Annotated in this window: 10 protein-coding genes; 6 read left to right on the plus strand and 4 right to left on the minus strand. The window is 64.2% G+C overall.

Going from position 1 to position 14,358, the window contains the following annotated elements; all coding sequences use genetic code 11:
• The first annotated feature begins 438 nt into the window (after positions 1-438).
• Positions 439-1,152, plus strand: coding sequence for a DNA helicase (locus RPF88_RS00835; protein WP_013530139.1), 714 nt, complete (start codon positions 439-441; stop codon positions 1,150-1,152).
• Positions 1,153-1,172: 20 nt separating this feature from the next.
• Here RPF88_RS00835 and RPF88_RS00840 read toward each other — a convergent pair whose 3' ends face one another.
• Positions 1,173-2,126 (minus strand): hydrogen peroxide-inducible genes activator, encoded by a 954-nt coding sequence (locus RPF88_RS00840; RefSeq protein WP_027162066.1) that lies wholly within the window; start codon positions 2,124-2,126, stop codon positions 1,173-1,175.
• 265 nt (positions 2,127-2,391) lie between these two features.
• Between RPF88_RS00840 and katG the strand changes: the two genes are divergently transcribed.
• Together katG and RPF88_RS00850 are read left to right on the plus strand one after the other, a co-directional pair.
• The gene (gene katG, locus RPF88_RS00845; protein ID WP_337121485.1) at positions 2,392-4,587 is read left to right on the plus strand and encodes a catalase/peroxidase HPI; all 2,196 of its coding nucleotides are present in this window, start codon (positions 2,392-2,394) and stop codon (positions 4,585-4,587) included.
• A gap of 182 nt (positions 4,588-4,769) precedes the next feature.
• Positions 4,770-5,327, plus strand: coding sequence for a GNAT family N-acetyltransferase (locus tag RPF88_RS00850; RefSeq protein WP_337121487.1), 558 nt, complete (start codon positions 4,770-4,772; stop codon positions 5,325-5,327).
• 8 nt (positions 5,328-5,335) lie between these two features.
• Here the strand turns inward: RPF88_RS00850 and RPF88_RS00855 are convergent, their stop codons facing one another.
• Positions 5,336-5,752 carry a MerR family transcriptional regulator gene (locus RPF88_RS00855; protein ID WP_013530143.1) on the minus strand — a complete coding sequence of 139 codons (417 nt, stop codon included), beginning with the start codon at positions 5,750-5,752 and terminating at the stop codon, positions 5,336-5,338.
• 105 nt (positions 5,753-5,857) lie between these two features.
• Between RPF88_RS00855 and RPF88_RS00860 the strand changes: the two genes are divergently transcribed.
• Positions 5,858-8,071 (plus strand): heavy metal translocating P-type ATPase, encoded by a 2,214-nt coding sequence (locus tag RPF88_RS00860; protein ID WP_337121492.1) that lies wholly within the window; start codon positions 5,858-5,860, stop codon positions 8,069-8,071.
• A 60-nt stretch (positions 8,072-8,131) separates the two neighbouring features.
• Here RPF88_RS00860 and RPF88_RS00865 read toward each other — a convergent pair whose 3' ends face one another.
• On the minus strand, positions 8,132-9,316 hold the full coding sequence (locus RPF88_RS00865) for an MFS transporter (protein ID WP_337121494.1): 1,185 nt from the start codon (positions 9,314-9,316) through the stop codon (positions 8,132-8,134).
• 220 nt (positions 9,317-9,536) lie between these two features.
• Positions 9,537-11,201 carry a Na/Pi cotransporter family protein gene (locus tag RPF88_RS00870; RefSeq protein ID WP_013530146.1) on the minus strand — a complete coding sequence of 555 codons (1,665 nt, stop codon included), beginning with the start codon at positions 11,199-11,201 and terminating at the stop codon, positions 9,537-9,539.
• 387 nt (positions 11,202-11,588) lie between these two features.
• Between RPF88_RS00870 and RPF88_RS00875 the strand changes: the two genes are divergently transcribed.
• Positions 11,589-11,960 carry an RcnB family protein gene (locus RPF88_RS00875; protein ID WP_013530147.1) on the plus strand — a complete coding sequence of 124 codons (372 nt, stop codon included), beginning with the start codon at positions 11,589-11,591 and terminating at the stop codon, positions 11,958-11,960.
• 140 nt (positions 11,961-12,100) lie between these two features.
• A complete protein-coding gene (gene dnaG, locus RPF88_RS00880; RefSeq protein ID WP_013530148.1) occupies positions 12,101-14,038 on the plus strand; it encodes a DNA primase in 1,938 nt (645 codons plus the stop codon).
• The last annotated feature ends 320 nt before the right edge of the window (positions 14,039-14,358 follow it).

Genomic DNA, 14,358 nt, shown 5'->3' on the forward strand with positions numbered 1-14,358 from the left:
AACGCCTACGCCGACATGCTGGCTCCAGGCTTGCGGCGGACGTCTTCGTATCCTTGAAGCAGGGCAACGAACTCGGGTTGGCGGGTTCCTTCGAGCTCGTCGGCGCGTTGGCTGACGGAGCATCAAACGAAAAACCCGCCTGTGCGGCGGGCCATTGGCGCAAATCAGCACCATGGACAAATATGTACCATAGCTGAGTGCAGGGAGTCAAGAAAAAATTCCTATCGCGAAAAGCCGCGAGTTCGGAACCTGATCTCTCGAGTTCCGCGATTTTCGATACGCAGGGATTGAGCTATCATCTGATTCTGGCGTGGCTCACGCCTCCTCCCTCCGCCGGGAAAGCATCATCCATGCAGGGCTCTCTCATCACCGAACCAACTGTTCGAGCGCTTGGCATAAGGAGGGGTTGCGAAAACGGCTCGCACCAGGAGGTTTGTCATGAAGCTGTCCGCGCCCATCTATCATCTGAAGCGTCAAGCCAGGCTGTTGTCCCGCGAGGCCAAAATTCCGCTCCACGAAGCGCTTGATCGCGTTGCAGTACGGGAAGGCTTCGCCAGTTGGAGCCTGCTTGCGGCCAAGGCAGCCGGGGCGGCGCCTGCCGGCACACTGTTTGCGCAACTTGCGCCCGGCGATCTGGTCCTGGTGGGTGCACGACCCGGCCACGGCAAGACGCTGATGAGTCTCGAACTGGCAATCGAAGCCATGAAGTCCGGCAGTCGGGGCGTGTTCTTCACGCTGGAGTATACGCAGCGGGATGTGCTCGACCGGTTTCGAGCCATCGGGGCAGACCCGGTGCAGTTCAACGACCGGTTCGTGTTCGACAATTCCGACGCCATCAGCGCCGACTACATCGTCAAGGCATTGGGCTCGGCGCCGCGCGGCACGCTGGTGGTGATCGACTACCTGCAACTGCTCGACCAGAAGCGGCAAAATCCGGAGCTGATGGCGCAGGTTCGCACGCTGAAAGCGTTTGCCGGCGACAGGGGATTGATCCTCGTCTTCATCTCGCAGATCGATCGGTCCTACGACCCGGCGCAGAAGCCGGTTCCCGATATCGGCGATGTGCGGTTGCCGAACCCTCTGGATCTGTCGCTGTTCAACAAGACCTGCTTCCTGAACAAGGGCGAAATCCGGTTCCACGCGGCAGGCTGACGATCCGGTCAGCCAAGCCTTCATTGAGCGGCTGCCGGCAGATTCACGGGCTGCGCAAGCAATGCCGAGCCGTGCTGCGCCCGCAACGTATCGGCCGCCTGGCGAACCACTTCGGATATAAGCAGCAGCTGTTTGGCGATCGGACTTGTCTTGCGCCAGATCATGCCGATCGTCCGCGACGGTTGGGGGTTGGCAAAGTGGGCGACAGACACCGCCGCCGAGCGCGTCTCCACCGGCACGGCCATTTCGGGAATCAAGGTGACGCCGACGCCCGCGCCGACCATCTGCACCAGGGTCGACAGCGAGCTGCCGTCCAGCAACTCCCTTGGCCGCGCCGAATGCATGTTGCAGAACGACAGCGCCTGGTCGCGAAAACAATGGCCTTCCTCCAGCAGGAGCAGCCGCATCTCGCGCAGCATTTCGCGGTTGGGTACCGGCTTTCCCTCGTCCTCGCCGGGCCGGACCAGCACGAAGTTCTCGGCAAACAGCACGATTTCCGTCAGCGAGGGTTCCGACACCGGCAAGGCGACGATGGCCGCGTCGAGCCGGCCGTCGGCCAGTTCCTGGATCAGCTTCTGCGTTTGCGTTTCGCGCACGTGGATATCGAGCCCGTCATGCATGCGGGCGAGGTTGCCGATGATGGCAGGCAGGAGGTAGGGTGCGATCGTCGGGATCACGCCGATGCGCAACCGTCCCACCAGCCGGTCGCGCGAGGCGCGGGCCAGATCCGTCAGCTCATCCACCGAGCGTAGGATGTCGCGGACGCGCAAGGCGAATTCCTCGCCGAAATTGGTCAGCCGGACCTGGCGTGGGCCTCTTTGGAAAAGCTCCGTGCCCAGCGTTTCCTCCAACTCCCGGATCTGCACCGAGATGGCGGGCTGCGAGATCGAGCAGGCATCGGCGGCGCGGCCGAAATGATTGTGCCGGGCCAGCGCCTCGAAATAACGCAGCTGCTTCAGCGTCAGGTTTGTCATAATGTCATCTTATCGCTGTAATCAGGAAATCCAACTTAAATTAATCAAGCGGCTTTGCTATAGGAGTCGTAACGAAGATGAGGAGCAGCCGGGACCGCCTGGTGAGGCGCATGCCCGCAGCAACAGGACATCCAACATATTCGGTCGCGTATCGGGCTCAGGTCATCGCGCCAGCCATGAAACGGACCGCCTACAGGGACATTCTTGTGTCCCTGTTCACGCAGCAGTTGAACAGCTCAACTCAGCCACGATCGGAGAGAAGAACATGGACGCACAGACCGATGATCCCAGTGCCGGCAAATGCCCCGTTGCGCACGGATCCTCCAGCAGGACGAACCGTGACTGGTGGCCGAACCAACTGGACCTTGGCGTTCTGCATCAGCAGTCGAACCTTTCGGACCCGATGGGCGAAGAGTTCGACTATGCCGAGGAATTCAAGTCGCTCGATCTCGATGCGGTGATCAAGGACCTGCACCAGGTGATGACGGATTCGCAGGATTGGTGGCCGGCCGACTTCGGCCATTACGGGCCGCTGTTCATCCGCATGGCCTGGCACAGTGCCGGCACCTACCGCATCGGCGACGGCCGTGGCGGCGCCGGGGCCGGCCAGCAGCGTTTTGCTCCGCTCAACAGCTGGCCGGACAATGCCAATCTCGACAAGGCGCGCCGGCTGCTGTGGCCGGTCAAGCAGAAATATGGGCGCAAGATCTCCTGGGCCGACCTGCTGATCCTCACCGGCAACGTCGCGCTGGAATCGATGGGCTTCAAGACCTTCGGTTTTGCTGGCGGCCGCGCCGACGTCTGGGAACCCGAACAGGACGTCGATTGGGGTTCGGAAACCAAGTGGCTCGACGACAAGCGCTACTCCGGCGACCGCGAACTCCAGGGCCATCTCGGCGCCGTCCAGATGGGTCTGATCTATGTCAATCCGGAAGGGCCGAACGGCAAGCCGGATCCGCTGGCCTCGGCACGCGATATTCGCGAGACGTTCGGCCGCATGGCCATGAACGACGAGGAGACCGTGGCGCTGATCGCCGGCGGCCACACCTTCGGCAAAACCCACGGCGCCGGCGATGCCTCGCTTGTGGGTGCGGAGCCGGAAGGCGCCGGCATCGAGGCGCAGGGCCTCGGCTGGTCGAGCAAGCATGCCACGGGCATCGCCGGCGATGCCATCACCTCGGGCCTCGAGGTGACCTGGACCACGACGCCGACCAAGTGGAGCAACAACTTCTTCGACAATCTGTTCAACTTCGAATGGGAGCTGACCACGAGCCCGGCGGGCGCGCATCAGTGGACGCCGAAGGGCGGCGCCGGCGCCGGAACCGTGCCGGATGCCCACGATCCGTCCAAGCGCCGCGCGCCTGCCATGCTGACGACCGATCTCGCGCTGCGGGTCGATCCGGCCTACGAGAAGATCTCGCGGCGCTTCCATGAGCATCCGGACCAGTTCGCCGACGCCTTTGCCCGCGCATGGTTCAAGCTGACCCATCGCGACATGGGTCCGGTCGTTCGCTATCTCGGCCCGCTCGTGCCCAAGGAAGAACTGATCTGGCAGGATCCGATCCCCGCGGTCGACCACGAACTGGTCGGCGAGCAGGACATTGCGTCGCTGAAGGCGAAGATCCTGGCATCGGGCCTGTCGGTTTCCGAATTGGTCTCGACGGCGTGGGCCTCGGCCTCGACGTTCCGCAATTCCGACAAGCGCGGTGGTGCCAATGGTGCACGCATCCGGCTGGCGCCGCAGAAGGATTGGGAGGTCAACCAGCCGGCGGAACTGTCGAAGGTGCTGGCCAGGCTGGAAGCCATCCAGAAGGAGTTCAACGCGACACAGACCGGCGGGAAAAAGATCTCGCTGGCCGACCTCATCGTTCTCGGCGGTGTCGCCGCTGTCGAGAAGGCGGCGAAGGATGGCGGCCACGAGGCCAAGGTGCCGTTCACGCCGGGTCGCATGGATGCTTCGCAGGAACAGACGGATGTCCATTCCTTTGCCGCGCTCGAGCCGAAAGTCGATGGCTTCCGCAACTATGTCAGGGGCAAGCAGCCGATGTCGGTCGAAGCCATGCTGGTCGACCGGGCGCAATTGCTGTCGCTGACCGCACCCGAAATGACGGTGCTGGTCGGCGGTCTTCGCGTGCTCGGCGCCAACACGGCCAACTCGAAGCACGGCGTGTTCACCGACCGGCCGGGTACGTTGACCAACGACTTCTTCGTCAACCTGCTCAGCATGAACACGGTCTGGGATCCGGCCGCCGGCTCCGACGAAGTCTACGAGGCGCGTGACCGCAAGACCAAGGCGGTCAAGTGGACCGGCACCCGTGCCGACCTGATCTTCGGCTCGCACGCCCAATTGCGCGCGCTTGCCGAGGTCTACGGGTCGGCGGACGCCAAGGCGAAATTCACCAGGGATTTCGTTGCGGCATGGACCAAGGTGATGAACGCCGACCGCTTCGACATCGCCTGAGATCGCTAAAGGTGCTCCGGCGCGGCCGCGCCGGATCGCCGGTCCTCCCAAGGACACAACGCCAGGGCCGCGTTTCCAGTGATGGGAGCGCGGCCTCTGTCGTATAGGGCCGCGCTTTGGTGGACCGTGCCTCCCTGGTCAAGCATGCTATTTTGTGGGCATCGCGTCTGCACCGGTGCACCATGATCGAAATCGTCAAACCCGCGCTCGAACATCTGCCGTCCTACAAGGCGGCACTCGAACGCGGCTGGTCGCCGGACAATGTGCGATTGCTGGAAGCGACGCGCGAGCAGCTTGCGGCAATCGAAAGGGATCCCGTGGCTTTTCTCGCCGACCTCGATGATCCCCAGGCCGGGGGCGGTCCGATCACCTTGCCCGACGGCAAAAAGGTGCCGCGCCTGCCGGGCTTCCGCCGCTGGATCTGGGACGGCGAGGCATCGGGCTCGATCGGCTTTCGCTGGCAGAAGGGCACGTCGGACCTGCCGCCGCATGTGCTCGGCCATATCGGCTATGCGGTGGTGCCGTGGAAGCGGCGGCGCGGTTACGCTACACAGGCGCTGCGCCTGATGCTGGAGGAGGCGAGGGCGGTCGGCCTGGCTCACGTCGAGATCACCGCCAAACCGGGCAATCCGGCCTCGCACAAGGTGATCCTGGCCAATGGCGGCAAGCTCGTCGAACGCTTTTTCGAGGACGCCGCCTATGGCGGAGCAGAAAGCTTGCGGTTCCGGATCGAGCTGTAGGATGTATCTCAACCATGCTCATCGGCGCACAGCGCATGATCCGACAGCGCGCGGATGACGTAGCAGTCGCCGACCGTCTGGCCATTGCAGCACGTGGCGATGCGTTCGAGCTCGGCCTCGAGCCGCTTCAACTGGGCAATCTTTTCCCGCACCGAGATCAGTTGCTCCTCGGCGATCTTGTCGGCGTGGCCGCAGGGTTGCTCGGGGTGGCCGCTCAAATCGATCAGAGAGCGGATGTCCTCGACGGCGAAACCGAGATCGCGGGCGTGGCGGATGAAGGCCAACCGCTCCAGCTCCTGCCTGGAATAGCGGCGCTGGTTGCCTTCCGAGCGCTCGGGTGCGGCAACAAGGCCCATCTGCTCGTAGTAGCGGATGGTCGGCACCTTGACCCCGGTGCGGCGCGAGAGATCACCGATCGAAAACATGAATTGCCTCTTGAAGCTCTAGTGACTAGAGCAATTACAGTGCCTGACATCAGCGTTCAAGACCCATGCGGCGACGCCGCGCGGGCAAGACAGACAGGTGATGTGATGACGGCGCCCCTCGACCAGGTAAAAATCAGGCAGACGCGGTTCAAGATCGGCGGCATGGATTGCGCCTCTTGCGCAACCAAGATCGATACGGCGGTGCGTCGCCTAGACGGCGTCGCCGATGTCTCGGTTTCGGTGACCGGTGCCAGCATGACGGTCAGCCATGGCGGCGCGTTGCCGGAAGGCAGGGTGCTGCAGCAGGTTGCTCGGCTCGGCTACGGCATCGTCAGGGCCGAGGCACATGTATCGCCGATGTCAGACAAGGCGCACGCCGATCACGTCCACAATGACCATGAAGGCCACGATCATGCGAGCCACGATCCCGATCCCGATCATGGCCATTCCGAGACGGGGCAGGCGTGGTGGCGTTCCCGCCGGGCGGTGCTGACGCTCGCCTGCGCGGCAGCGCTTCTCGCCGCATACGGCATCGGCCATCTGTTCCCGGTGGCGGAACGCGGGGTGTTCCTGGCCGCGCTGTTGGTCGGCCTGGTGGCGATCGCACGGCGCGCGCTGATGGCGGCATTGGCCGGCACGCCGTTTTCGATCGAGATGCTGATGACCATCGCGGCGATAGGCGCCGTGATGATCGGTGCCACTGAAGAGGCCGCCGCCGTGGTGGTGCTCTTCCTGATCGGCGAGCTTCTGGAGGGTGTCGCCGCCGGCCGGGCGCGGGCGAGCATCCAGGGACTTGCCGGTCTGGTGCCGAAGACGGCCTTGGTCGAGCGCGCAGGCGGCACATCGGAGTGTCCCGCCGAAGACGTTGCGGTCGGCGACATCATCCTGGTGCGGCCGGGCGACCGCATCCCGGCCGATGGCGAGATCATCGAGGGCGCGAGCGAAATCGACGAGGCGCCGGTGACCGGCGAGAGCACGCCGAAGCGCAAGGGCGCTACGGACGCCGTCTTTGCCGGCACGATCAGCACCGACGGCGTGCTCAAGGTGCGGGTGACGGCGGCCGCTTCCGACAACACCATCGCCCGAATCGCGCGGCTGGTGGAGGAGGCGCAGGAAGCCAAGGCGCCGACAGAGCGCTTCATCGACCGCTTCTCGCGCACCTACACGCCGGCGGTGCTGGCGGTCGGTGCGCTGGTGGCATTGTTGCCGCCGCTGCTTGCCGGCGGCGACTGGAACGAATGGATCTACAAGGGCCTTGCGATCCTGCTGATCGGCTGCCCCTGCGCGCTGGTCATCTCGACCCCGGCGGCAATCGCCGCGGGCCTGGCGACCGGCGCGCGGCGTGGCCTGTTGATGAAAGGCGGTGCGGTGCTGGAAGGCTTTCGCCGGCTCACGGCGGTCGCCTTCGACAAGACCGGTACGCTGACCGCAGGCAAGCCTGTCGTCACCGACATCGTGGCGTATGGAAGGGATGAACGCACCGTGCTGGCGCTGGCGGCAGCACTGGAGCAGGGCTCCAGCCATCCGTTGGCGATGGCGATCCTGGACCGGGCCAAGGCCGACAAGGCGCCGGTGCCGCCGGCTCTCGCGGCGAAGGCAATCTCGGGCAAGGGTGTCGAGGGCAGCGTTGGCGGCGTCGCCGTCTTCCTCGGCTCCGGCCAGGCGGCGGGCGAACGCGCCGACATGACGCAAGCGCAGCGCCTCGCCGTCGACAGCTTCAACGGCCAGGGCAAGACGGTGTCAGTGCTGGTCGCCGATGGCGTGGTGGCCGGGCTGATTGCCATGCGCGACGAGCCGCGGCCGGATGCTGCGGCCGGGATCGCGGCGCTGGAGGCCGAGAGCATCCGCACGGTGATGTTGACCGGCGACAACAGTCGCACGGCGCAAGCCATCGCCGCTTCGCTCGGCATCGAGGCGCGGGCGGACCTGTTGCCCCAGGACAAGCAGCGCATCGTCGGCGAATTGCAGCGCGAGGGTTTCAAGGTCGCCAAGGTCGGCGACGGCATCAACGACGCGCCGGCGCTCGCGGCCGCCGATATCGGCATTGCCATGGGCGGCGGCACCGACGTGGCGCTGGAGACCGCGGACGCGGCGATCCTGCACGGCCGCGTCATGGACGTCGCGCGTATGGTGAAACTGTCGCGGGCGGTGATGGCCAATATCGGCCAGAACATCACCGTGGCGCTGGGGCTGAAGGCGGTGTTCCTGGTCACCACCATTTTGGGCATCACCGGCCTGTGGCCGGCGATCCTGGCCGATACCGGCGCGACCGTGCTGGTCACCGCCAACGCCATGCGCCTGCTGCGCTGGCGCGGGTGAAGTGTTTTTGGTTGATCACGATCTTTTCGGAAAACCGGCGTCCACTTTCCGGATCGGGATCTACTCGGCTGGGGCTGTCAGCGGCGGCGTGGCGTTGCTGCGCCCTTCCCAGACATAAGAGGCGAGCGCCACTGCCACGGCGACCAGCATGGCGATGGCGCCGAGCAGCGGCAGGCTGCGGTAGCCATAGCCGCTGTTCAGCATCGCGGCGCCCAACGAAGCGGCCAGCGCGATGCCGACATTGAAGCCGGACGGAATGAGCGACGAAGCGAGGTTGGAAGCATCTGCCGTCCAGGCCAGGATGCGGGTCTGGATCGGCGTGCCGATGGCGAAGTTGAGACCGCCCCAGATGACGATCGCCACAACCATCGGCAGGGGATAGGGGCTGACGGCATAGATCACGCCAAGCGTCACCGCCTGCTGGGCCAGCATGGTGATCAATGACGGCATCAGCTTCCAGTCGGAGAGCTTGCCGCCGAGGAAGACTCCAAGGGTCGCGCCGACGCCGTTGAGCAGCAGCACCCACGGCACCAGGTTCTCGTCGAGACCGGTGACTTCGAGCAGTGTCGGGGTGATGTAGGTGAACAGGCCGAACTGGCCGATCATCAGCATCAGCATCAGGATCAGCGATGTCCAGACCTGCTGGCGGGCCAGCACGCGGACCTCGCGGGCGAAGCCGGCGGGCTTGGCCGATGAGCCGGTGGTGCGCGGCAAAAGGGCTGCCATGGCAAGCGTTGCCGCGACACCCAGCGCGCACATCACCCAGAAAGTCGCACGCCAGCCCCAGATGTTGCCGATCGCGGTGCCGGCCGGCACGCCGATGACGTTGGAGACGGTGAGGCCGGACAGGATGACGGCGACAGCCATGCCGCGCTGGTCCTCGCGCACGAGACCGACGGCGACGACCATGGCGACGCCGAAATAGGCGCCATGCGCGACCGCCACGGCAATGCGCAACAGAAGCATCGAGGTGAAATCGGGCGCCAGCGCGCAAGCCGCCTGGCCAATGGTGAAGGCGATGGCGAGGCCGAGCAGCAAGGTCTTGCGCGACAATGACTTGGTGGCGAGCGCCAGCAGCGGACCGCCGATGGCGATGCCGCCGGCATAGCCGGAGACGAGATAGCCGGCGGAGGGAACCGAGACGCCCAGGCCTTGCGCCACCTGCGGCAGCACGCCGGCAATGACGAATTCGGTGGTGCCGAAGGCAAAGGCGGCGATGAACAGGGCGATGAGCGGAAGCGACATGGGGAAGCCTTAGCTGGAAGCGCCTCAAACCACGGATGGGCTTTGCGGGCAATCCAGAAATTTTTGTCGCGAGTTTAGGTTTTCTTCAGTGGGGGCGAGGCGGTGAAGCGCCAATCTCCCCCCTTGTGGGGGAGATGGCCGGGGTAAAGGAAGCGCGCGAACCTATCCAAGCGCGCTCCCTTCCTCTCTCTCCGGAGGCCTCGTGGGGGATTGCTATTCTTCAGCTCGCTTTCAACCGCGACCCCGTCAGCAGGCCGCGCTCTTCAAGCACCGGATAGGCCATCGAGGCCAGCAGCGAATTGATCTGTTTCAGGTCGCGGATGGTGTCGAGATGGATCGAGCTGGTTTCGACGCTCTTGGCGGTGCCGTCGCGCAGCCGCACGAAATGGCTGGCGCTGGTTTCCTTTTCGCGGTCGCGCAGCCGGTCCTTTTCCAGCACCAGCTGACGGGCGGTCTCGGGATCGCGCGACACCAGAACGTTGAAGGCAAGCCGCGCATTGGCCAGAACCGAGCCATGGAAGGCGCACAGCTCGGCCCAGCCCTCGTCGGTGAATTCCAGTCCGCGCTCGAACTTCTTCTTCACATGCACCAGCATGTTGCGCACGATGATGTCGCCGACCTGCTCGAGCTTGACGCAGGCGCCGATCAGTTCCTGGCAGCGCAGCGCCTCGTCCTCGGTCAGCGGGTTCCTGGTCAGTTTGGCGAGGTAGAGCTTGATCGCGGCGTGCTTGCGGTCGACGCGGTCGTCGAGTGCGGCCAGCGCCTTGATCTTGTCGGCGTCGGCACTTTCATAGAGTTCGATGATACGCTTGAGCATGATCTCGATCGTCTCGCAGACCCGCACCACCTCGCGGGTGGCATTGGCCAGCGCCTGGCTCGGCACGTCGAGCGCGCTTTCGTTGAGCGCGGACAGCTCGACGACGTCAAGCGAGGCGGCCGGCACGGGCTTGGTGCCAAGTGCGACGATCTTCTCCGAAGCGCGGTAGACGAAGCCTGCCAGCGGCAGGCCGGCGAGCAGGATCAGCACATTGAACAGGATGTGGGCATTGACGATCTGGTCCGCCGCCGTCGAACCGAGAAAGGCGAAGTGCGGCCTGAAGATCATGACCAGGATCAGCATGACCAGCGAGCCAAGCCCGCGCATCAGGAGATTGCCGATCGGCACGACGCGCACTTCGGGGCTCGACGAGCGGGTCAGCATCGGCGCGATGATCGAGGAGCCGAGGTTGACGCCAAGGATGAGAACGACGCCAAGTTCGGGCGTGATCAGGCCACGGCCTGCCAGCGTCGCCATCAACAGCACCGCCGCGATGCTCGACTGGAACAGCCAGGTGATCAGTGCCGCCAGCAGATAGGCGGTGATGGAATCGGTCGAGAAGTAGTTGATGATGACCGGCATGAGCTGGCTGTTGCGCAGGGGCTCCGATGCCTGGCCGATCATCTCCAGCGACAGGATCAGAAGGCCGATGCCGACCAGGATGCGGCCGGACTGGCGCCAGTCGCGCCGCTCGGTGGCCATGAACATGACCGTGCCGGTGATCAGGCACAGCGGCACCAGCAAGGTGAGGTCGAAGGTCAGCAGCTTGACCACCAGCGCCGAGCCGATCTCGGCGCCGCGCACCGCCAATTGGCCCGCGGCGCCAGAGACGATGCCAGAGCCGGCGAAGGAGCCGACCAGCAGCGTGACGGCGGTGGAGCTCTGCAGGGCGATGGCAAGGCCGGTGCCGGCCAGCACCGCCATGATCGGATTGCGCATGGTGGCGCGGAGGCGATGGCGCAGCACGTCGCCATAGGCGCGTTCAACGCCGGTCTTCACCATGCGGGTGGCAAACAGCATCAGCGCCACGGCGCCGGCCAGATGCAGAAGGACGACGGACCCGCTCATTTCGTCCCCCGCATGCAAACAGGGCGCCCGCCCTGTTTTGCGTGGCGATCAGAAGGAAAAACGAGGGAACGAATCATGTTCATGGCGGTGACTTATAATAGCTCGAATATTTTAGCCGGATAATAAAATCTTGTCGATTTCAAGGGCCGTTGCCGCGCGACAGGCGGTGTCGGAAAATGGACGGACGCGCAAATGGTTGCATTGCGGGGCGGGCGCGAAGCGGCGGATAGGCCGAGTTTGCGGTGCGACTGGCTCCTGCCTTTGCGATCATGTTCAGCTTCCTTGGGTAAATCAAGGAATCCATTACATAATTGTAATGCGTGCGTTCAGTTTCGGTTCATCGATGGGCAGCTACTGCTTCGATATCGACAACCAAGGAGACTTCTCATGAAACGCATCGTCCTTTCCGCACTCGCTTTCTCGATGCTGGCCGCCACGTCGCTCACCGGCCAGGCCGCACCGCTGAATGCGCCGAACGCGCCGCAGTCGAACTACAGCCAGGTCGACTGGCAGAAGCCCGGCCACCACAGCGATGTGAGGAAGCGTGTTTACAAGAAGAAGGTCGTCGTCGTGAAGCGCAACAACTGGCGGCATGGCCAGAAATATTCCGGCTGGAAGCGCCATCAGCCGATCCGCGACTATGGCCGCTACGGCCTGCATCGCCCCGGCCGCGGCCAGGAATGGATCCGCGTCGGCAACGACTATGTGCTGGTCGGCATCCTCTCCGGCGTCATCTTCGGCGCGCTTGCCGCGCATTAATCGGCACCTGCCGGACATTGAAAAGGGAGGCGGCCCGCTACGGCCGCCTTTCTTTTTGCCTGTGGAAACCGGGTATGGCCCGCATTAAGGGTCGTCGGATTTCGCGGGCGTGATTATATAATCGGGAAACGAGTTCCCCGATGCGCTTTCCACCCGCCTTCCTCGACGAGATACGCGACCGCGTGCCGATTTCATCGGTGATCGGCCAGCGCGTCGCGTGGGACCGCAAGAAGACCAACGCACCGCGCGGCGACTATTGGGCCTGCTGCCCGTTCCACGGCGAGAAGAGCCCTTCCTTCCACTGCGAGGACAAGAAGGGCCGCTACCACTGTTTCGGCTGTTCGGTCTCGGGCGATCATTTCAAGTTCCTCACCGAACTGGACGGGATGAGCTTTCCCGAGGCGGTCGAGAAGATCGCCGACATGGCCGGGGTGCCGATGCCGGTCCGCGACGCGCAGGAGGAGCGGCGCGAAAAGGAACGCGCCAGCCTGACCGACGTCATGGAGATGGCGACCGCCTTCTTCCAGGAACGGCTGCAGGGACCGGAAGGCGCCAAGGCGCGTGCCTATCTGCGCGACCGCGGCCTGACGCCGGCGACGCAGCAATCGTTCCGGCTCGGTTTTGCGCCGGACAGCCGCAATGCGCTGAAGGAGCATCTCGCCGCCAGGGGCGTGCCGAAAGCCGATATCGAGGCCTGCGGACTGGTGCGCCACGGCGACGACATCCCGGTTTCCTATGACTGGTTCCGCGACCGCATCATGTTTCCGATCCCGGATTCCAGGGGGAAGATCATCGCCTTTGGCGGCCGCGCGCTGCAGCCCGATGCGCTGGCCAAATACATGAACTCGCCCGACACCGAGCTCTTCCACAAGGGCAACGTGCTTTATAATTTCGCCCGCGCCCGCAAGGCCTTGGCCAAGGGCGGCACGGTCATCGCCGTCGAAGGCTATATGGATGTCATCGCGCTGGCGCAGGCCGGCTTCGAGAATGTCGTGGCGCCGCTCGGCACCGCGCTCACCGAGAACCAGCTCGAGCTGCTGTGGCGCATGGCGCCGGAGCCGATGTTGTGCTTCGACGGCGACAAGGCCGGGTTGAAGGCCGCGTGGCGGGCCGCCGACATGGCGCTGCCGTCTGTGCAGGCCGGGCGCTCGGCGCGCTTCGCGCTGCTGCCGGAAGGCAAGGATCCCGACGATCTGGTCAAGGCCGAAGGACCGGATGCGTTTCGTAGCGTGCTGGCCGAGGCGCGGCCGCTGGTCGACCTTTTATGGATGCGTGAGACGGCGGGCGGCGTCTTCGATACGCCGGAGCGGCGGGCCGAGCTCGAGAAGACGCTGCGCGAACTGACCAGCCGCATCCGCGATGAAAGTCTCCGCTACCATTATCAACAGGAGATGCGCGAGCGCGTGTTGAGCTTCTTCGGTTCGCAGCGCAGTGGGCGTCAGGATGGCGGCCGGCCAGGTCAGCGCGGCCAGGGCAAGGCAGCCGCTCCCGGCGGGCAGTTCGCCAAGAGCGGTGGCGGCCGCATTGCGATCACCGAAAGTCTCGGCCAGTCGGCTTTGGTCAAACGCGGCGGCGAGGGGATGTCGGTGCGCGAGGCGACGATCATCGTCGCATTGGTCAACCATCCGGCACTGATCGACGAGAATTTCGCCCATATCGAGTTTCTCGATCTTGCCAACTCCGATCTGAGGCGGCTGCATGCGGCAATCCTCGATGCAATGGCGCATGACATGGCCAATGACCGGCAGGCGGTGATTGCGACGATCGAACGCGCCGGCTGCGCCGAGATCTGGGAGCGGGCCGTCGGGTTGATCCGGCGGATGCGGCAATGGCCGGCGCTAGAGACCGCCGCCCTTGAAGATGCCCGCGATGCTTTCAGCCAGGCGCTGCACTTGCAGCGCAGCGCGCGCACCTTACATAAGGAACTGAAACAGGCGGAAGCGGCGCTCGCCACCGATCCCACAGACGAAAACTACCGGCACCTGATCGAAATTCAGGCGCAATTCCAGGATGTGCAAGCCACGGAAGCACTGATCGAAGGGTTTGGCGTCTCCTCGGGCAGGGCAGGGCGAGCTTAGTTGGAAGCGAGTGAATTGAGAAAGCGTCGTTGCGCGTCGAAATGGCGCGTAACGGGCTAAGTCGGGTAATTGATTCGCTTTTTTCATGCGAATCATGCGAGAGGCGCTTGACCTTCTGGCAGATTGGCGGAATCAGGACGATTCGAAACGTTAACCCGAACCCGCGTCGACGGGAAATAAGCGATGTGAGGTACTGGTCACTGGACAGGCAGCCCGCCTGCCACAGATATCAGGGTTAATCTGGACTTAATGGATGTCGCCCAAAAAGGGGAAACCCGGTTTTGGGGCAACGACATACACCAAACGAAACGAGTTGATGC

The organism is Mesorhizobium sp. ISC11, assembly GCF_037162595.1.
Lineage (GTDB): Bacteria > Pseudomonadota > Alphaproteobacteria > Rhizobiales > Rhizobiaceae > Mesorhizobium > Mesorhizobium ciceri.

Bases quoted from the DNA above. Each gene is read 5' to 3' on its own strand.
- RPF88_RS00835 (WP_013530139.1), top strand. From the start codon at position 439: ATGAAGCTGTCCGCGCCCATCTATCATCTGAAGCGTCAAGCCAGGCTG.
- RPF88_RS00840 (WP_027162066.1), bottom strand. From the start codon at position 2,126: ATGACAAACCTGACGCTGAAGCAGCTGCGTTATTTCGAGGCGCTGGCC.
- katG (WP_337121485.1), top strand. From the start codon at position 2,392: ATGGACGCACAGACCGATGATCCCAGTGCCGGCAAATGCCCCGTTGCG.
- RPF88_RS00850 (WP_337121487.1), top strand. From the start codon at position 4,770: ATGATCGAAATCGTCAAACCCGCGCTCGAACATCTGCCGTCCTACAAG.
- RPF88_RS00855 (WP_013530143.1), bottom strand. From the start codon at position 5,752: ATGTTTTCGATCGGTGATCTCTCGCGCCGCACCGGGGTCAAGGTGCCG.
- RPF88_RS00860 (WP_337121492.1), top strand. From the start codon at position 5,858: ATGACGGCGCCCCTCGACCAGGTAAAAATCAGGCAGACGCGGTTCAAG.
- RPF88_RS00865 (WP_337121494.1), bottom strand. From the start codon at position 9,316: ATGTCGCTTCCGCTCATCGCCCTGTTCATCGCCGCCTTTGCCTTCGGC.
- RPF88_RS00870 (WP_013530146.1), bottom strand. From the start codon at position 11,201: ATGAGCGGGTCCGTCGTCCTTCTGCATCTGGCCGGCGCCGTGGCGCTG.
- RPF88_RS00875 (WP_013530147.1), top strand. From the start codon at position 11,589: ATGAAACGCATCGTCCTTTCCGCACTCGCTTTCTCGATGCTGGCCGCC.
- dnaG (WP_013530148.1), top strand. From the start codon at position 12,101: ATGCGCTTTCCACCCGCCTTCCTCGACGAGATACGCGACCGCGTGCCG.